Source organism: Bradyrhizobium sp. 139, assembly GCF_023074175.1.
GTDB lineage: Bacteria > Pseudomonadota > Alphaproteobacteria > Rhizobiales > Xanthobacteraceae > Bradyrhizobium.
Genome location: NZ_JADPKS010000023.1, coordinates 12,322 through 31,135 on the forward strand (window position 1 = coordinate 12,322; position 18,814 = coordinate 31,135).

Genomic DNA, 18,814 nt, shown 5'->3' on the forward strand with positions numbered 1-18,814 from the left:
TGATCAGAGCTCACCGATCAGCTTGCGGCCGAGCAGCCGAAGGAGAAGTTTCCTTCCACGCACGAGCGTCGGATAAATTGCCCGTGCAAGGCGCGGCCGGGAGAACACGAGCCGATTGACCCGGTTGAAAAATGTCGCTTCGCCGGCAAGCGTTGCCAGCAGATACATTGCCTCGGCCCCATAGTGATACCGCCCACGCCAGCGAACCACCATGCCTTCATTAAGATCGAGGTTGTGCGCGCGGATCTCGCCTAAGATCGGATGTTCCGAACGCGCGTCGATCAGGTGGACACGCTGCCCCTGCTCCCGCAACTGATACAGCAGGACATAACGGCTGCATAACGGGCATTCGCCGTCATAAACCACCCAGATCTCGTCATCGCCATCTTGGGTCAATTCGATAGTCCGTCTGCTTCCGCACGTCGCGCACAAGTTTGCCTTCGGCAAGACCGAGGCATACCGACTCTACTACGTAGTGATAGGCGACAATGTCGTCCATGCTCAGCTTGTTGAATTCGCTGTACATCCATGGATTGGCGAGCATGTGGTGCGGATAGGCATAGAAGCTGTTACTGTCCTTGACCCAGGGATAGATGCGGAAAAAATGGTCTGTCTCGCGGACCAGTTTCTCCACAGCGTCCATGGCTACTCCTGTGTCCTGACGCGGAAGAATCTCCGGGCCGCAGGTGGTCGCGTCGTGCCAGGTGGTAAGGTCGTGGTTGTTACCGCCAACGCGAGCCCGGAAATGGTTTTCGGGGATGTACATGGTTCCGGTCCCGATCATGTACGAGTAGATGCCGAAATAGGTGGACGGGGCGAGGATCTGGCGGCCATCCCGGGTCTCGACGAAGAATCGCGGGCTTGCCAGCTTCGGCCCGTCCAGCCAGCCTAGGAAGTTGGTGTAGAAGAAGAATCGACCGCAGATGACAGCCACGACCATCACAACCTTCATGGCCGGGGTGAATCCGTCGCGCGGCAGCCTGCGCGCCGCGGCGACGATGAAAAGGTTGAGCGCAATCCAGAAGAAGAACAGCGCCCCGAGCGTGAAGTACACACCAACGTGGAAGACATCGAACAACAGACAGAAGAACGACAACGCGCGCGTCGAGATCGCGGCCAGCGGCGACAGCAGCTGCGCGCCCAGCACAAAGACGTTGAAGAGCAACTGGTTGCTGACGATCGCGTCCCAGGTCGTCTGCAACGCGCCCGGCCATAGGCCGAGCGGGGCGTCGCCACGTTCGAGCCCCATCAGGATCGAGGTCTGCGTGGGGTTCGCAAGCAGCCAGGTCCACGGCTTCTCGCCGCCTGCCTGCAGCTTCGCGATTCCCGACCAGAAATAGCTGCCGAGATGCGCCCCGACGGCGCACGCCCAGATCAGGCCGTAGGCGCGATCGCGGAGCTCTTTCACGCCATCAGCGGAAGCGAACACAGTCCGCAACTGCGGCACGCGATCCATTGCCCAGGCACTGGTGAGGACGATCGTGCCCAGCACGCCAAGGACGCAGAAGTTGCCGACGTCGAGCATGCCAAGATAATCAGTCTCGGTGACGAAGATGCCGGACACGACGCTGACCATTTCGCGCCACGCATGATAGAAGTAGAACAGCGGTAGCAGAAATGCTGGACGCCAGATCGCGGCGATGCCAGCTACGACCGCAAGCAGTGCGCCGTACCGAAAGAACAGGATCCTGTCGCCCGAACCGAAAAGCATATTGGCAGGGCCTGCGAAGGGCCCCAGTGAATCGAACAGCAACTGCACGAAGATCGCCATTCCGATCGCGAAGGCGGTGATCCGCAATGGCGGCGAGAAATCCCGGTAGCGAATCGAGTTGAAGGCGAGCGCGCCGGCAAATGCCGCGCAAACCAGCACAAACGCGTAAATGTCAGACCAGCGCGCGAGATGCGTGACGGCCCGCCGCGAAATCGCAGAAAGAACGATGGCTACTGCAAGAAGGAAGAGAGGTCCCGCCAGCGACGAGATGCCAGACCGGATTCCTTGCCGTGATGATGCAACGGTGTATAACGCCATCCCGCCTCGGACCTCCGGAACTGCGCGATCGCAGATCAACCGAACATTATCGAACCGCTTGCATCCTGCAAGCGTCGCACGCGCCGCCTTGGCCTTCCCCAGCGGGAGTGCTCACAAAATCATCTTGCGGGAACCTGAATATTGCAAATTGAAATGTGACAAACTGCGGGCATTGATGTGACTGCGGGTCTCCGCACCGACATTGGTGAACTTTCATGCAATCGTTCGAAGTTGGTCATCCGCCTCGCCTCACAGTCCGCCGTCCCACGTCGCTCGATCACATCTTCCGTTGGTGTCAAAGCCGAGCTAAAAGCCGGGACGGTCGGAACCGTCATAGTCGAGAGCGATAGATTTCCCGCCGACATTTGCAGGCAGCCGCAAGACCGAGCAAGAACTGTTTGAGATCGCGGGGTGAACTCGTTGGACAGAGACAGCAAGTCGCAGGCCGCAACCAACATCCTCATAACGGGTGGGGCCCAGGCCTGGAAACTGTCGGCCGGTTTCGTTTTGACGATATTCTCGACGCGAAATCTTACGCCGTCTGACTTCGGCCTACTTGCCATGTCCGCGACGGCCGCAACGTTCCTCGGGCTCATCAAGGACCTCGGCGTCGGACAGGCCATCATTCAACGCCCGCAAATCGCCAAGGGCCAGATCGATGCGCTGTTCTGGTTGTCGGTGCTGGCTTCCGCGGCGTCGGCCCTCGCGCTGACCTTGAGCGCGTATCCGCTTTCACTGTTTTACGACGATCCCAGGCTTCGACAGCTCATCGTCGCAATTGCAGGGCTTAGCTTCATTGCAGGCCTGCCAACCGTTCCCGCCGCCCTGCTTGCCCGAGAGTCTAGGTTCAAGGCCCTGGCAGTCTTGGATGTCGCAGCGACAACAGCGTCCATTGTCGCGGGGATCGTTGCTGTGATGATCTTGAGAAATTATTGGGCGCTTTACCTGTCCACGCTCGTTCTCACGCTGGTTTCGACCGCTGGGATCTGGACCTGTTCGGGCTATCGTCCTAGATATCCTCACTTGGATAGCGAGACGCGGCAAATGGCAAGATTCGGCCTGCACGTGTCCGGGTTCAATCTGGCCAACTATTTCTCGAGAAACGCGGACAATATCCTTATCGGCAAATTCCGCGGCGGCGACGAACTCGGCCTTTACGATCGGGCGTATAAGCTATTGCTGTTCCCGATCGTTCAACTGCACAACCCGATCGGGCAGGTGATCGTGCCGCTTCTTTCGCGGCTTCGTCTCGATAAGAAAGAATACCTGAGCACTTACGACGATGCCCTCTCCATGGTCATGCTTGTATGTCAGCCAGGCATCGTTTTCGCCATCCTGCTCTCGGAGCCGCTCTTCAGAAGAGTCCTCGGAGTGCATTGGGTGGGTGCAGCCCCGATTTTTTCGTGGCTGGGCCTTGCGGGCTTGATCCAGGTCGCGACCGCGACGGCCGCCTGGTTGTTTCTCAGTCAAGGCCGTGGGCGGGAGTACTTCAGGCTGGGCGTTTGGACCGCTCTGATCAACGTGATCTCATTCGTCATCGGCCTTCCCTGGGGCGCCCTTGGGATTGCCATCGCATATACGCTGGTGAACTGCGCCATCGTGCTGCCGCTTTACGCGACATCGGTCGGTCGCAACGGCCCCGTGACGACGAGGCGGCTGATCGAAACGACCGGTCCGCATTGGATCGGTTGTCTCGTTGCGGCGGCCATCACAAGGATTTCGATCATCTCGTTGCTGGATGGAAACTCTCTGGCTGAACTGGCTACGCTGCTGGCGCTTGCCTATGCATCATATCTCGTAGCCATCAGCTTCTTTGCGCAGAAAAGGGCACTCGCGAGGCGTCTGTTGCGCTACGGCTATCGAAGGGCAGCCCCGCAAATCTAGGCAAAACTTCCCAGACTGCAGGAACCGCCGCAAGCCGGGACTGTCAGCCGATCGGAACCTTAACAGCAGTCAGAGCAACGCGCGCTGAGCCGCGATTGAGTTCACCTTGCTGAATTCGCCCTGCCGATCTGATCAGGCCGGCTGACTGTTGACGTCCGCAGTCATCCGGTTTCGCAAAGACCTTCAGCGAAGGAGGAAGTTGTGCAATTCCACCAGATGGGCGTCGATGGGAGCCACCGCGTCAACGACGTCGACCTGATGAAGGCCGAGGTCGGCCTCCGGGCGAGTGGCCTCCAAGACAGGCGTTATCCCTGCCGATTCATGGAACGCCTCGCTAACGAACTCATAGGCGCCCTTCGAGGCGGCGGACTGCTCGAAAACAAAACCGTCGCTTCCCAGGCGCGCCGCCATGACAGCCGCTGCAGTCGCACTGGGCTGCGACGCCGGAACCGGCGTGAAATTAAAGCTGGCTTTCGGAGGATCGATCACCAGCGTGCCGCCTTCTCCGTCGTTTGAGATATTGAACGTCGACTTTGTGTAGTCACCGACCAACGAAATCTGTGCGGTGTGATTTTGGGAATCGATCACGGTCAACACGCCACCGGCCGTGTTGCCGGAAAACGATGCCGACGTTCCCGCTCCGTAAGCGATGTCCTTCAGATCGATATGGTTGGAATTGGCAGCGGTGCCGTCACCCGCCAGACCGATCAGCGTTCCCGTAAATTGCGCCGCATGGTCCAGCACCAGATTGCCTGTCGACGCTTTGAAAGTGATCGACCCGGAAGCCGCGCCCGACAATTCGAGTGTGGCGCCGGCGTCGATCGTTGCGGCCTGCGTCATCTTGTCCAGGTTCAATACGACATTTCCGGAAATCTTGAGAATGGTCGGTGACGTATTGATCACGCCATCGCCATTGAGGTCCTGAAAAAAAGTCGTCTCGACCGCTTTAAGAGAAGGGTCGGTCGGGGACAGCTTGTTCAGGAGGTTCGAGATATAGTTGCCATTGCTATCCGTGGTCCACACACAGAGTTCGCCGGTGGCCGGGATCTTCCAGGCCACGTCATAACCGCTGGACGTCTGCTCCACGCCTACCGGCGTCCATACGCCGAATTGTCCGGACACAACCGCGATACCATCAGATTTCAACGTCGGCCCAGCGCCGCTCGCCATCGAATCGAGCAAATAATTCTTGCCGACCAGAACCAGGCTAGTCGAGCCGGACGCCTCGACCGTCGTGCCTGAAACCGGCTGGGACGCTGGTGGAAGACCAATCACGCCATCGCCGTTGAGATCCCGGTGGAAGAGCGTTTCGCTTGATTCAAGCGCCGGGTCGGTGCCGGATATCTTGTTCAGGTAATTGGATAGGTAGTTGCCGTTGCTGTCAGTATTCCATATCGCAAATTGGCCGGTGGAAGGAATCTTCCAGGCGACAAGGTAGCCGCTCGATGATGCTTCCGCACCCACCGGCACCCATGAGCCCAGCTGCCCCGCGACAACCGCCGCTCCGCCATTTTTTAGCAGAACCGATGAACCGCCTGTCGACAGATAGAAGTAGCTTCCCACTTGGGTGAGCGTTGTCATACCGGCCGCTTCAATCACCGTTCCGACTGTCGGGCTGAAGGCGTTCGAGAGCGCACTCAGATTGCCAGCCACATCAGTTGCGGTCCCGGTGAACTTATGTATACCTTGCGTAAGCGACCCGGTCGTGATGTTCCAGGCGCCATTGGTCCCCGCCACGCCTGTGCCGAGCAAGCTCGAACCTTCGTACAATTTCACCGAGCTTCCGGCTTCCGCGGTACCGGAAATGATCATGCTGTTCGAAGCCGCGGGTGCGCCCGATACGATGGTCGGCGCAATTGGTGCAACCGTATCCGTCGTTACGTTCAAAGCAGCCGAGGGCGCGCTGAGATTGCCGGCGGCATCCGCGGCCTTGGTAGTAAGGACATGGCTGCCGTCCGCCAGGGTTCCCGTCGCAAATGACCAGGCTCCATTAGCATCGGCGCCTGTGGTTCCGATCAGCGTCGCACCGTCAAAGATCTGCACCGTGCCTCCTGCCTGAGCGGTCCCGGCCAGATTTACGTGATTGACGTTGGTGACACCGTCGCCAGCAATATTGCTGTCGGGCGAGAACGACGTGACTGCGGGGACGGTCGGGGCAACCGTGTCGATCGTGATGTCTACACTGGCGGAGCGCGCGGTGATGTTGCCCGCGCCGTCCGTAGCGGCAGCCGCGAACGCATGGCTACCATCGATCAGTGTTCCCGTAGCATAGCTCCACGTGCCATTGTTGTCGGCGATCGCCCTGCCGATCTGATTTGCTCCGTCGAACACCTCGACGGTCAGACCTGCCTGCGCGTGGCCTGTCAGGATCAGGTGATTTGAGTTGGTAAGGCCCGACGCGATCGAACCGTTGTCATTGGTGACCGCGATCGTCGGCACGTTGATAGGCGTCGTGGCAATCGGCACATTCGTCGCGGATACGAATGAATAGTCGGCCGATGTCAAGCTGGTGATGCCGGCAATGCGCAGCGTATCTGCTCCACCCGCGTAGTGAACGGTCCACACGTCGTTCACATGGGTCAAATAGGCGCCGCTGTCATAGCCTTTCAGGATCAGCTTGTCGTGTTCGGCAGTCGCGCTCGTGAAGACGTGGAAATCCGCGATCGTATCGTTGCCGCTGCCTGCATTGTAAATGAACGTATCGTTCCCGGCTCCTCCGAAGAGCCAGTCATTCCCGTCGGCGCCATCGACGATGTCGTAACCGCTCGAGCCGACCATGCGGTTTGCCATTTGGTTGCCGACGCCGGTGAGCCCTCCCATCAACAGCGTCAGATTTTCGACATTGGCCGGCAGCGTGTACGATGTCCATGCCTCCACGCTGTCGATGCCGCCGCCCGCATTCTCGACTATCTTCTGGTTCGTGTTGCCGATGACATAGGTATCGTCGCCGTTCCAGCCTACGAGCGTGTCATCAATATTCACCGCCGTGAGCTTGTCGTTCGCCGCGGTGCCGTAGACCATGCGGCTGCTCGCTTTTCCGCTGATCCAGGACGTAATTGTCCCGCCGACAGGGAGCGTTGCGGGCAATTGGAAATCGTCGCTGCTGAACGCCGAGATCGTCGTGTTGCGGAACACCAGCGTATCCTGGTTCGTCACCTTCAGATATACGTCGCCTCCGATCTGGCTCATCACCGCCTGCACGTCGGCGAATGAGGTGAAGGCAAAGCCGTTCAACTGCACAACGTCGTGTCCGGCGCCCGATCCCGGCGAGAAGTCGGTGATGATGTCCGAACCGTCGCCGGAGTTGACTACGAAGGTATCCGCGCCGCCGCCGCCGGTCAGAATATCATTACCGAGTCCGCCGGTGATAACGTTCGCCGCGGAATTTCCGATGATGATGTTGGACTGGATATTGCCGCTGGCGTTGATCGCCGCCGAGCCGGTGAGCGTCAGATTCTCGACGTAGCTGGAAAGCGCGTACGTCACCGAGGAGCGCACCGTATCGACGCCTCCGCCATAAGCCTCGACAACCTTCGCAGCCGAATCGGTCACCACGTAGGTATCGTCGCTGGCACCGCCGATCATGGTATCGGCGCCTCCGGCGCCACCGATCAGATCATTGCCGGAAGTGCCGGTCAGCGTATCCGCAGCCGCGCTTCCCGCGATCGTGTTGGTCGGGGTACCGCTCGTGAGAAGAGCGTAGTTGGCAAACGTGTACTCCGGCAACTGATAGGCCTTGATCGAATCGATGGTCATCGTCGCCGTCGATCCTGGAGCGGCGTTGCCCGGCCAGCTCCCGCCCATCGCGAGATTGGCGATCATGTACATCGCCGTATTCATGTCGGCGGGTGTGGCCTGCTGTGCGACCTCCTTCCCGTCGACGAAAAACGTCAGGTCGTAAGGCGTCCATTTGAGCGCAAATGTGTGTTCTCCGGTGGTCAGGTTGGCTGTATTTGCCCAACCGCCATTCGTCGCGGGCGCGTACGGTGAGTGAATGGCCCAGTGGGCCTGGTCAGGATCCTGACCAAAGGCTTCGAGAACATCGATCTCGGTATTGAGATTATTGGCAGTGCTGGGCAACAGCCAAAACGCCGGCCACGCGCCGGTTGTGCTGGGCAGCGTGGCCGTCATCTCGAAATAGCCGTAGGTCTGGGTAAAGCTGTTCTGGGTCGAGATCATGCCCGACGAGAAAATGGCGCTCCCAGTATAAGGTGTGGCACTCGTGGGCAAGGGCTGCGCCGTGATGACAAGGTGGCCGTCCCGAATCGAGAACGGATTAAGTCCAAGCGACGTCGATGCCTGAGTTGCCGGCAGCCCGGAAAAACTGGGATCGACGTACACTTCCTGTTCGCCGGCCAGCCCGTAGCCTGCTGCTCCGCTCCAAGCATAGCTTGTGCGCCAGGTCAGGCTGGGATCCTGCCCCGCGGAGAGCGTGTTGAAGTCGTCGTTGAAGGTCTGGACCAGTCCGGTCGGGGGACTGACGATGTTTACATTGGCGGACGTGAGATTCTGGAGGCTGGCGTTCTCGAGCCTAATGGTTTCGCCGCTAGCGATCGTCAGGACCAGGTCGGTGCCGACCTGTTTCATGGCTGCCGCGACATCGGCGAAGGTCTTGAAGCCCGTGTTATTGAGCTGCAGGATGTCCCCTCCCGTGCCCGCCTGAAAGTCGGTGACGATGTCGTTTCCGTTGCCCGCGGTTACGACAAAGGTGTCGCGACCGGCCCCACCGGTCAGCACATCATTGCCTCGACCGCCGTCGATCATGTTGTCGCCGGCATTGCCGACAATGATGTTATTGAGATCATTGCCGGTGGCGGGAGACGGAACGCTATCCGTCAGGATCAGGTTCTCGACGTTCGGCGCATTGACGAGGCTGTATCCATTGATGTTCCAGACACGGATCGTATCGATACCCTCTCCGGGCTGCTCGACGACCTTGGTGTTGTGGTCGTAGACGTAGTAGGTTTCGTCCCCCGCACCGCCGATAAGGGTAACGCCCGCGCCGCCGGCCTCTATGCCGTCATTTGTTGCTCCGGTCGTCAGCGTGCCACCTGCAGGAACAGTGCCCGCCCAGTTCCACGCCGTACCGCTTGCCGGCAACGGATTGTCCAGCGCGACATTGTCTGCGACCAAAGCCGAAAGCGCGACATTCTGCAGCGTAAGAGTTTCGGTCGACGACAGAGTTACGACTATATCGGAGCCTACTTGGGTAACCGCGGCCAGGAATTTGGCGAACGTCGCAAAGCCGTAATTCTGCACCCGCAACACATCGCCGCCTACCCCCGCCTGAAAGTCAGTGACAGTGTCGGAGCCATATCCTTTCGAGATGACGAACGTGTCCGCCCCTGCTCCTCCGGTCAGAACATCGTTTCCGGTGCCGCCAAACAGGATGTCAGCACCGGCACTGCCGCTGATTCCGGTCATTGATTGCTTGCTCCCTTTGTAGGTCAGCCAACGACAACCGCGTTCAAAACGGCCTTACGGATTCGAAACAATTTGAAGCATGAAGAGGAATTCAGTGACAGCTTCAAGACCGCGCATCGCTCAAGGGCATCGTAAGAATACGGGGCATCGTTTGAGGTCAGCGGGTTCCGCAGCAAAGAGACTTCAACCAGACGAGCCGCCGCGTCGTTCCACTGCGCGAGATCCTCTCCCGGAACCAGGCACGGAACTGGAACTCTATGGCGGTTCCAAAGAATTCGGCTGCATCGCGTTCGGACTCGAGGCGAGTAATAAGGGAGTTGTGCAGATGCAGGCTGCAGGCGGTCACGGCACGGCGATGTTGCTGCGAAACTATTGTCCCGATGCAAGTTCACCCGCGGGATAGAATCATCCCTGATGCGCTTCCGAAAGAACTTGTCCTGTCGAAGATTTCGCCAGGACGGTCCATTCGTACAGACCAAGGTTGCAAGGACCGAAGGTCCGGATCGTCCCAGACAACACGACGCTATTACGGGAACCGAAACGTTCTGCTCCCATTCTCGCGCGCCTTGCCTCAGCGTGAGCGACATCGACGCATCATCTGCGGGAACATTGCGCAGACGAATCTCGGGATTTAGAAAGAGCGTGACGCAACCGTGCGCCCCCTGCCATGAAAGATCCAGCGTCATCGGATCAGCCGATGCACGACGACATACAGCAAGCCATCAGGCGAAGACCGCAACAGCAACTCTCACTTATAGCTTCCATTCGAATTCGCTTCCGATCTTCAGGCGATCGGCTACACAGCAGGCACGCAAAATAGATCGCCGGTTTTAAGGCACCTCAGTAGTCAGACTCGCTCATTTGCCGAGGCACCAAGAGATCAAGTCAAGAGGTCACGAGTTGGCCATTCTTTTGGCCGACCGTTGGCTTGTCCCTTGGCGTGCATCAATAAATAGCGTTCCCGCGCCTGCCAACGGATTGAACAGATAAACGCAAGTGGCAGCTAAACCGTGTCTAGAAAAGTCCTGATCGTCGTACCGGTTTTGAACGAGGCGTCCCACATCGAGACGGTTGTCCGTAACCTGGCCCGGGACAGTCTCCACGAAGACCGCACAATAGTGATTGCAGATGGTGGCAGCACGGATGGGACGCCTGACATTGTCCGCGCTCTCGCCAGTGAGATTGATGGCGTCAATCTATTGCATAATCCCCAGCGGTTACAGAGCGCCGGCGTCAATCTGGCCGTCCAGGTCTACGGTGCGGGCGCGCAGGCCCTGGTGCGGTGTGACGCCCATTGCGAATATCCGGCTCATTACGTTTCGAGCCTTCTCAAGACCCTGGACGAGCGCAAAGCCGACTCGGTCGTGGTCCCCATGGACTCGCGTGGCGACGGCTGCCTACAGAAGGCCGTAGCCTGGGTCTCGGACACGAAGGTCGGTTCGGGCGGATCGGCACATCGCGGCGGAACGCAAAGCGGCTTTGTCGACCACGGACATCATGCGGCCATAACCGTTGACGCGTTCCGCAGGGCGGGTGGCTACGACGAAACCTTCACTCATAATGAAGATGCGGAGTTTGACTGCAGGCTGCGTGCAATCGGCGGCCGGATATTTCTGGATTCGGACATCCGTCTTTCCTATCGACCGCGATCAGGTTTCGTGAGCTTGGCGAAGCAATACTTCAATTATGGTCGCGGTCGATCGAGAACCGTGAGACGGCATCCCGGATCGTTGCGACTGCGTCAGTTCCTAGTGCCCACTCATGTTGCACTCACGGTTTGCGCCATCCTGCTGTCTCCGGTGGCGCCAGCGCTGTTGGCATTGCCGGCGGCCTATCTGGCGATACTGGCACTGACCGCAGTGATGATTGCAGGAAAGCATCGCTCAATCTGCGGACTGCTCGCCCTGCCGGCCGCTGTCGTGATGCATTTCGCGTGGGCGCTGGGCTTTTTCTGGGGCATCCTGTCGATCCGCCAGACCACCTGGCAGATGACCCCTTCAGTTTCGTGAAGCCTCAAGAACCTGGACGCTGGCATCTGCACCCACGCGCTGGCCCGCCTTCGCATAGGCGGCCTCGGTCAGGCGTGCGATCGAGGTCCACGTAGGCACGGAATCGCGCAGATCCAGCATTCCTTGACCCTTGGAGTTTCGATAATCAGGATCGCTGATCAAGCGCTCGAGCGACCGGGACAATGCGACGGGATCATCTGGCGGAACGAGCGTCCCGTCTGCCTGATCGCTCAGCCATTCCGAAAACGTTCCAAGATTCGACGCGACAATCGGACGTCCCGCTGCGATCGCCAGCATCAGCACACCCGACGCGTCGATATCCCGGTACGGAAAAGCCAGGATGTCCGCGCGCGCGACCAGCGAAGTGACTTCATCTTCCGGAACGAAACGCAGGTCGAATTCGACATGCTCTTCGAGCTGCAGATCCTTCACCATCGCAAACAGCGGCTCCATCGGCATTTCCGGCCAGCCCACGACCTTCACCACGCAACACCTCCTGACCTCTCGAGGCAGCAGCGCAAGCGCGCGAAGCATGACGTCGACGCCCTTGTAGGGCTTTATCTTGCCGAACAGGAGTATTTGAACGCCCCCGGCCGAAGGCTCGTCGGCCGGCCGGGCGATATGATCCGTCAGCAATCCGTGCGCGATAACCGATATCCTCTCGTCGAGGATACCAACGCGCAATAGGCGATCGCGTGCAACGGTCGTATGAACGATAAGATGGTCGAAGCAATGCAGAATCTTGAGCGCGCCAATCCGCTGTATCCGCGAGCTCGGATTGTTGTTGAACGGATTCGAGTCATGGACGGTCAGCACAGTTGGCGCGATCTTTCTGAACTTGGGAACGAACTGGCTGTCAACGATCGCCAGCGGCGCCCACTGGAAATGGATCACATCGGGCGGCGCTCTCCTGAAGCGCCTGATCAGCCGAGCCATTGATTCAGCGTGACTGAGCCCCTTCAGTCCCAGCTGCACATTGCGCGGAAGTTTCTTGAAAAAGCGCGACTGCATCCCAGGATAAAAATGCCGGTCAAGAAACCGCACTTCGTCGACGGACGGCTTCTGCCCAAGCTGGCGCCCAACAATGCTGGCTGCATGCCCAATATCGGTCAATCCTTTGGCTAATTTAAGATCATACGGCCAGGTAAACAGCGACGGATCGATCAGAGCGATTTTCATGCGATTGTCTCACCAACCATGCTTGCGGACCGTGAAATTACTTCTGGCTCATCAACGCATGGATTGATAGCCTTCGGTGACACTGGCGGATTTCCTGAGCGACACACGTTGAAGATTAGCATCGTCATAACAGTCTACAATTACGAACGGTATGTCGGATTGGCAATCGACAGCGCGTTGAATCAGACGCGTCCGGCGGATGAAATCGTTGTCGTCGACGATGGCTCGATCGACGGTTCCCGTCAGATCATCGCCGGGTATGGTGACAAGATTCGAGCCGTATTTCAGGCAAACCAAGGCAACATCGCAGCATTCGAGGTCGGGTATCGCGAAGCGACAGGCGATGTGCTGCTGTTCCTCGATGCAGACGATATCCTGATGCCGACAGCAGTGGAAAATGTCGTCGCACACTGGCGCGAGGGTGTCTCGAAAGTTCAATTCAATCTAGAACTCATCGACGGCGCTGGCACGCCTCTTGGACGCTCTTTTTGTGCGTTTCCGGAGTCGTATACATCACAGGACGTGCATGCAGCATTTATCCGGTCGGGAACGTACATCTGGCCGGTCATGTCGGGAAATGCGTATTCCAGAGCGTTTCTTCGCCAGGTCATCCCTCTCAACCCGCCCGTTGGATACGACGGCGCTCTCAACTCGATTGCGCCTCTTTACGGGGACGTCGTCACGGTACAGGCAACCTTGGGGCAATATCGGCTCCATGGCCGAAATATCAGCCGGAACGACGCGCAGGGCCGCGCGCAGCGCTTTCCCGATTTCCCCAGGCAAATCGGGTTTCGCGTCGCCGAGTTCGATATCCTGAAGGCGCATTGCGACAGGACGTCGGTACATGTGCAAGCTGCAAGGCCAATCGATAACGAGATCGTCTTTGTCAACTATCGCCTAGCGTCGCGAAAATTGGGAGTCAGGTATGTCGCGCAGGACGCGGACACGTCGAGCTCGCTTCTGCGTCGTGGCATATGTCTCGCCCTAACCGAGACGACACGATGGCGGACCGCCGCCTCTCATATCGTCTGGTTCACTGCGTTATTCTTGAGTCCGACCTGGCTTGCATACCTGCTGATCATGCTCCGGTTCAACAGGGCAGAACTCCTGAGGCCGCTCCAGAGGTTCGGCAGCGTCATCCGACGCAAGCACGCCTGAATGCGGCGTGGCCTAAAGGCAACCCACCTCGTCAGATCCTCGTCGCCCGCCCTCCAAGCGTCAATCACAAGCTTTCGATCCTGCGGATTGTCTCCGGCATTGGCCCGTAAAGATTGGTTACGCCGGCAAGGCGGGCACGAATCCGCCTGTCGGACTGGCGAAGGCGAATATTTTCCGACAAGCGCAGAACGTATTCCTTCGATTTCCACGCAAACCACGCCGCCCTGTCAAGCGCTGTCGGCTCGCGGAGCGACTCGGCCGCTTTTGCAATCGACGATGGCAGCGTCAGCTCAAGGCACGGAAATGGAAACAAGCCATAATTGTACAGCCCATTTGCCCAGAAGCGATCCATCTCCCAGTCGACTGGCCGATGGATCGTCGTCACGCTGTCGATGAATCGACGCGCGGCGCGGCTGGAGATCAGATAGGCCTGCGTTCCCATTGGCGCGCGCTCAAACCGCACCAATTCCCGCTGATCCAGCCAGGCCACATGCTTGCTGGGCGCCATGTGTCGCCCATACAGCCGAAGATAACCGATCTCGGCAGCCTTGCAAATATCCGGAAGCGATCGAAAGCTGAATCCGGCATCGAGAACGACGTCGTCTTCCACCACAAGTGTCCATGAATCGTCGGTGTCCGATGCCCCTATTTGCGCCATGATGCTCATATGGCTCGCGGCGCAGCCGATCTCGGCTCGTGAAAGGCCCCTGCCCCAAAAGCGGATGGCCAGCGCTTCATCATATTGCGGCAGGCCCGTGGCTGGCACACGCAGGGCATCAAAGAAGGTCCACGGAATACCAAGCGAATCCAGATTTGCACTCGCGCGCTCGCGGCGCTGGGAACCGGGCAAACTAATCGCCACAACTCTGAGATCGCTGCCCATTGGTTAGTCAGTCCTGCGCTGTCAACTTGGAACCGCATTGCACATGATCTCGAAAGGATTAGCGCGAACTTGTCTCTGCTGACAAGGAGGAGGCAAGCGCCCAGGCTGCCATGCTCGCGACGATGTTTCACATTGTTATCCCGTCAGGACGAAATCTGCGGCTATACGCTGAAAGGGTCCGCATTCGGACGCCCTGGTGCGAACCGAAGGGTCCTCACTTGCGAGTGAATGCGTACGTCGCGAAAATCATGACGGTCTTAAGCTAAGAGAGGCGTGGATGCCATCAAAGCGTCGAATCAACGGCACCATGGCAGCAATCTTCGTCGCATCGTTGGTTGTTGCTGGCTCAGCACTTTATCTAGGCCTGAGCAACGATGGTGTGCGACAACGCCTGCGATCCATCACGCCCTTCAAGCGAAGCAGCCAGATCGTCGGTGGCGCCGTCGTCGGCCAGAATGGCAGTGGGTTCTATGCCGGTTATACGCTGTCCTGGGGTGACGATTTCGACACCCTCGATATCGTTGGTCCGGCAAACCCGCGCGGCAAGTTCTTCCCGACTGGCGCCTATCATCCAGGCATCCGCGGCAATACCACGTCGCTAGGGACGGCCTTTGATGCCGACCCGCTATCGACAGGTTACAAAGACCGTAACCGCGGCGTTGCGGTCGGCTTCGACAACATGTCGGTTTCCAGTTCGGTGCTGCGGCTCGGGGCGCGCAAGGCAACAGTGCGCGAGCAGGCATTCCTTACACCGACCGACCGGTCCATCAACGGTGGCGTCCGCCCGCACCTCTCCGCGATGATCCATACGGCCGGGGCATTTGCATACTATCCCACCACCAACGCCGTCATCATCGAGATACGTGCCCGGTTCAGCTCCAGGCTTACAAATCCGGCTGGCTTTCATCCAGCATTCTGGACCTATTCCGTCGCACCCGTGCTCAATCCAACCGGCAACGAGTGGGATCTGGAATGCAACTCTCAAGGGATGCACTTCAGCAATATCGTCCACACGTCGGGGGCAATCTCGACCGACAACAGCGCCGGACCGTTCGACTATATGGACGATACGTTCCACGTCTTCAGCTTCGTCTTTCGAAACGGCGGAAGCACCCAGCTCTACGTCGATGGTGCCCTTCGGTCCCAGTTTGTTGGCGTGGACTCCAATAGCAAGAATATGCCCTCATTTGTGCTGCTGACGTCACACATATTCAACAATACGTTCGCCGGCGAGGCGTATGACGCCGCGGCGTGGGCCGGCTCGGCGACCGCCTATCTCGACGTGGACTGGATCCGCGGCTGGCGGACGGCAGGCGTCGCGCATTGGAAGCCGCTGGTTTCTGTCGAAGGCCTTAATGTCGATTATGACGGCATCGGCAAGGTCGTGCTCCCGAGCGCCAAGGCCCTCTGGGGAGATGCAAGCGTCACCGAATTCGTCCAGGTCGTACCCTACGACAGCTCCGAACCGGGCATGGCAGAGCAGACGACGTTTACGCAATTCCCGGCAGGAATTTCGTACGACGCGGCCTCGCGCACGGTCAGGGCGGACTTCACCGCCGGCACGGGCAATGCCGGGCGGTCTCACGTGGTCGTCTATGGCTACAAGCCTGATGGCTCGACGATGGAACCCCTGCGATTTTCCATTAATCGCGGCCCACGAATGACGACCGGCCCCCTTTCGGCCGCCGCGGGCGACCGCTACCGCCACGATATCTATGGGCAGTGCGACGCCGGCGTCATGATGCCGAAGATCCTGTCCGTCAAAGGACTACCGCAGGGTCTCTCCTTTGACGCCTCCACAGGACTCATCACCGGCGCACCAACGGCAACAGGGGTCAGCACCCTGACAATCTCCTGCACAAACAACGCGGGCCAGACAACAACGAGGGCGACCACATTTACTGTCGACGCGCACGATCCGGCGAGCCGCCTGGACGGAAGATGATGCTCGACCGTCATCCTTGATCCGACGACGCCGGAGCGCCTTTGCATATATCCAGAAAGGTTGCGACCGCCTCGTCCACACTCGTGCTCAATGGTCGGCCCAACTTCTCGAAGGGCTTGCTCCAGGCATCGACAAAAGTGCTGATCTTTCCATAATTGTTGTCAAGGACCGAGTGCGGGAGATTTAACAACACGCAAAATATGTGCGTGTGAAGCCGGTCCGTGATCACATAAGCCGACGATCCAACCTGCTTCATTCCACGCGCTACACGGTTCGACGCCAAAAGGTGAAACCATCGAATGCGCACGTCGAGCTCGGATGGCATCCTGCCTTTGAACACGAGAAGGGACGTCTCAAGCAGCGCCTTGAGAAACAACCACTTTCCCAGGCCGCGCTGTTCCGTCAACCAGTCCTCGACAACTGCAAAGCTCGGAAGCGGACGAGAACGCGCCCGCTCTACCTTCTCGTGATCGGTTCGAAGCAGCAGCAACAAATTCCTCGTTATTGCCGCTCGCAAGCTCTGCGGCCCCAGGCAAAATGCCATATCCGGACAGAGATCGACGCGCGCCGTGAATTTCTCTCTCGCGACCTTCAAACTTTGCACGTCGCGAACCAGAATCAGGAACTTTTTGTGAGCGTTAATGATGCCCGCGGCGTGCTGGAGGCTTGCCTTCGAGGAGAAGTGTATGGTTTGCGGCAACTGGATGATCTGGCGGTCGGGAAACTCCGATAGAAGCCTGAGACGAAACTCTTGATGACTTGGCCACAGGTCACCGAAATTGCCGCCGCCATGGATGAGGATAGGTCCGGCAGGAACCGCTCGTTCAAAATCCTCCTTTGCCCAGGTGTCGTAGGTGCACACGTAGGACGGCGCTCTGCCCAGCTTCTTTTGCAGATAGGTCTCTTCACCCAACCATATGGCGCTGTCTCCCACATTTGGATGGTTGGGGAAGTCAACCAGCGCAAAGTCGTCGACGCCTTCCAGATAGGGCCCGATGACCCTGTCGATCTCACTCTGCAATTCCGTGATGAGGGTACGAGAACCCTTCATGGGATTTTCGGCCATCGTCCTGAACTCTTCGCTGCCGCCGGCCGCATCACAGCATCGAACGGCTTCTGATGCATTACCCAACATCCGCATTCGACAAATCCACTTCCGCGTTCCGCGAGGTACTTGCTACTGCTCTCGCGTCCCCTGGTGTCCCTCGCCGGCGCGGACCAGATCAGATTCCAGAGAACGGAATAGATCCGCTTAGCAGCCGAAGGCAGTGTCGGCAACGCTGCCGATTACCGACAGCACGGCACATATTCATGACAAAAATCGAATCTATTGAAGTCTTAAGGTAGGCAAATGTGTTCATCGCAACGAACATAGGTAACGAACCTACCCGGGGTGCCGCTTCTTGCAGCAAGCGGCACCCGGATGCGTTAGCGAGCTCGGAGTCAACCGCATGATTGGTTTGTTGAAGGACTATGTGAAGTCACGCCTGCTCGATAACGACCTTATGATATCCGGCACCTCAAACGAGAAGGAGCTCAGGGAGTACTTGCGGGACCTCTTCCCTGTGGCAACGGACAAGAAATTGATTCGACTGGGCGGACCGGCTGATGGTGGCTATCTGGTTCCGGACGACCTGGATGGATGCGTCGGTTGCTTTTCTCCCGGCGTTTACAACGTCTCTGATTTCGAGCTCGGGCTCGCCAGACGCGGCATACCGTGTTTCCTGGCTGACTTCTCGGTGGATGCACCCGCGATCCAGAATGATCTGCTGGATTTCGAAAAGAAATTCCTCGGCAACGAAAACAACGCCAAGTTCATGACTTTGCAGAACTGGATGTCGAGAAAGGGCCCTCAGACCGGCGACCTCATTCTCCAGATGGATATTGAGGGCGGTGAATACGAGGTTCTCATCGAAACGAGCTCAGAGTACCTGAACCGCTTCAGGATCATGATTATCGAGTTCCATTCCTTGGACAGACTTCTCAATCCCATCGGTCTCAAACTCATCGGAGCCGTTTTCAAGAAGATCACCAAGCACTTCGACGTCGTACACATCCATCCAAATAATTACTTCAAACCGATCGAATACAGGGACTTGAAGGTCCCCCCGATCATGGAATTCTCGTTCTTGCGCAAGGATCGCGTATCTCGTCGGACGCCTGCGAGAAGGTTTCCTCACGACCTCGACAGGAGAAACGTCGCAAACAGAGACGACGTCGCGCTGCCGAACTGCTGGTTCACCCCGGAGTGATCGCCCCGAATCGCGCCAACTGCCGACAACGGGCGCGCGTTCACGCGACCG

The 18,814-nt window shown here is 58.3% G+C and carries 11 protein-coding genes; 5 read left to right on the top strand and 6 right to left on the bottom strand.

Annotation, left to right across the window (positions count from 1 at the left end):
- Window positions 1-3: 3 nt before the first annotated feature.
- Window positions 4-396: a DCC1-like thiol-disulfide oxidoreductase family protein gene (locus IVA80_RS05650; protein WP_247426402.1), complete on the bottom strand. Its 393-nt coding sequence runs from the start codon at window positions 394-396 to the stop codon at window positions 4-6.
- Window positions 377-2,029: a hypothetical protein gene (locus IVA80_RS05655; RefSeq protein WP_247426406.1), complete on the bottom strand. Its 1,653-nt coding sequence runs from the start codon at window positions 2,027-2,029 to the stop codon at window positions 377-379. Before IVA80_RS05655 ends, IVA80_RS05650 begins: the two co-directional genes overlap by 20 nt.
- 420 nt (window positions 2,030-2,449) lie before the next feature.
- On the opposite strand from IVA80_RS05655, the gene IVA80_RS05660 reads away from it, so the two are divergent.
- Window positions 2,450-3,913: a lipopolysaccharide biosynthesis protein gene (locus IVA80_RS05660; RefSeq protein ID WP_247426409.1), complete on the top strand. Its 1,464-nt coding sequence runs from the start codon at window positions 2,450-2,452 to the stop codon at window positions 3,911-3,913.
- A 183-nt stretch (window positions 3,914-4,096) separates the two neighbouring features.
- Here IVA80_RS05660 and IVA80_RS05665 read toward each other — a convergent pair whose 3' ends face one another.
- A complete protein-coding gene (locus IVA80_RS05665; protein WP_247426412.1) occupies window positions 4,097-9,337 on the bottom strand; it encodes an Ig-like domain-containing protein in 5,241 nt (1,746 codons plus the stop codon).
- Between the two features lie 1,010 nt (window positions 9,338-10,347).
- Between IVA80_RS05665 and IVA80_RS05670 the strand changes: the two genes are divergently transcribed.
- Window positions 10,348-11,346: a glycosyltransferase family 2 protein gene (locus IVA80_RS05670; protein WP_247426416.1), complete on the top strand. Its 999-nt coding sequence runs from the start codon at window positions 10,348-10,350 to the stop codon at window positions 11,344-11,346.
- On the opposite strand, the gene IVA80_RS05675 is transcribed toward IVA80_RS05670, so the two are convergent.
- Window positions 11,335-12,525 (bottom strand): glycosyltransferase, encoded by a 1,191-nt coding sequence (locus IVA80_RS05675; RefSeq protein WP_247426420.1) that lies wholly within the window; start codon window positions 12,523-12,525, stop codon window positions 11,335-11,337. The two genes, IVA80_RS05670 and IVA80_RS05675, sit on opposite strands and share 12 nt — an antisense overlap.
- Window positions 12,526-12,543: 18 nt before the next feature.
- Between IVA80_RS05675 and IVA80_RS05680 the strand changes: the two genes are divergently transcribed.
- Window positions 12,544-13,683 (top strand): glycosyltransferase, encoded by a 1,140-nt coding sequence (locus IVA80_RS05680; protein WP_256467345.1) that lies wholly within the window; start codon window positions 12,544-12,546, stop codon window positions 13,681-13,683.
- 64 nt (window positions 13,684-13,747) lie between these two features.
- On the opposite strand, the gene IVA80_RS05685 is transcribed toward IVA80_RS05680, so the two are convergent.
- Entirely contained in the window at window positions 13,748-14,566 is an 819-nt protein-coding gene (locus tag IVA80_RS05685; protein ID WP_247426425.1) for a glycosyltransferase family 25 protein, read from the bottom strand.
- 277 nt (window positions 14,567-14,843) lie between these two features.
- On the opposite strand from IVA80_RS05685, the gene IVA80_RS05690 reads away from it, so the two are divergent.
- On the top strand, window positions 14,844-16,511 hold the full coding sequence (locus IVA80_RS05690) for a putative Ig domain-containing protein (protein ID WP_247426429.1): 1,668 nt from the start codon (window positions 14,844-14,846) through the stop codon (window positions 16,509-16,511).
- A gap of 10 nt (window positions 16,512-16,521) precedes the next feature.
- Here IVA80_RS05690 and IVA80_RS05695 read toward each other — a convergent pair whose 3' ends face one another.
- Window positions 16,522-17,652: a polysaccharide pyruvyl transferase family protein gene (locus IVA80_RS05695; RefSeq protein ID WP_247426431.1), complete on the bottom strand. Its 1,131-nt coding sequence runs from the start codon at window positions 17,650-17,652 to the stop codon at window positions 16,522-16,524.
- Between the two features lie 310 nt (window positions 17,653-17,962).
- Here IVA80_RS05695 and IVA80_RS05700 point away from each other — a divergent pair, with 310 nt between their 5' ends.
- A complete protein-coding gene (locus tag IVA80_RS05700) occupies window positions 17,963-18,763 on the top strand; it encodes an FkbM family methyltransferase (protein WP_247426433.1) in 801 nt (266 codons plus the stop codon).
- Window positions 18,764-18,814: the final 51 nt, after the last annotated feature.

What these genes read in the sequence shown, in the direction of transcription:
- IVA80_RS05655 (WP_247426406.1), bottom strand. Translation starts at nt 2,029, where the DNA reads ATGGCGTTATACACCGTTGCATCATCACGGCAAGGAATCCGGTCTGGC.
- IVA80_RS05665 (WP_247426412.1), bottom strand. Translation starts at nt 9,337, where the DNA reads ATGACCGGAATCAGCGGCAGTGCCGGTGCTGACATCCTGTTTGGCGGC.
- IVA80_RS05675 (WP_247426420.1), bottom strand. Translation starts at nt 12,525, where the DNA reads ATGAAAATCGCTCTGATCGATCCGTCGCTGTTTACCTGGCCGTATGAT.
- IVA80_RS05680 (WP_256467345.1), top strand. Translation starts at nt 12,544, where the DNA reads ATGCTTGCGGACCGTGAAATTACTTCTGGCTCATCAACGCATGGATTG.
- IVA80_RS05685 (WP_247426425.1), bottom strand. Translation starts at nt 14,566, where the DNA reads ATGGGCAGCGATCTCAGAGTTGTGGCGATTAGTTTGCCCGGTTCCCAG.
- IVA80_RS05690 (WP_247426429.1), top strand. Translation starts at nt 14,844, where the DNA reads ATGCCATCAAAGCGTCGAATCAACGGCACCATGGCAGCAATCTTCGTC.
- IVA80_RS05695 (WP_247426431.1), bottom strand. Translation starts at nt 17,652, where the DNA reads ATGCGGATGTTGGGTAATGCATCAGAAGCCGTTCGATGCTGTGATGCG.
- IVA80_RS05700 (WP_247426433.1), top strand. Translation starts at nt 17,963, where the DNA reads ATGATTGGTTTGTTGAAGGACTATGTGAAGTCACGCCTGCTCGATAAC.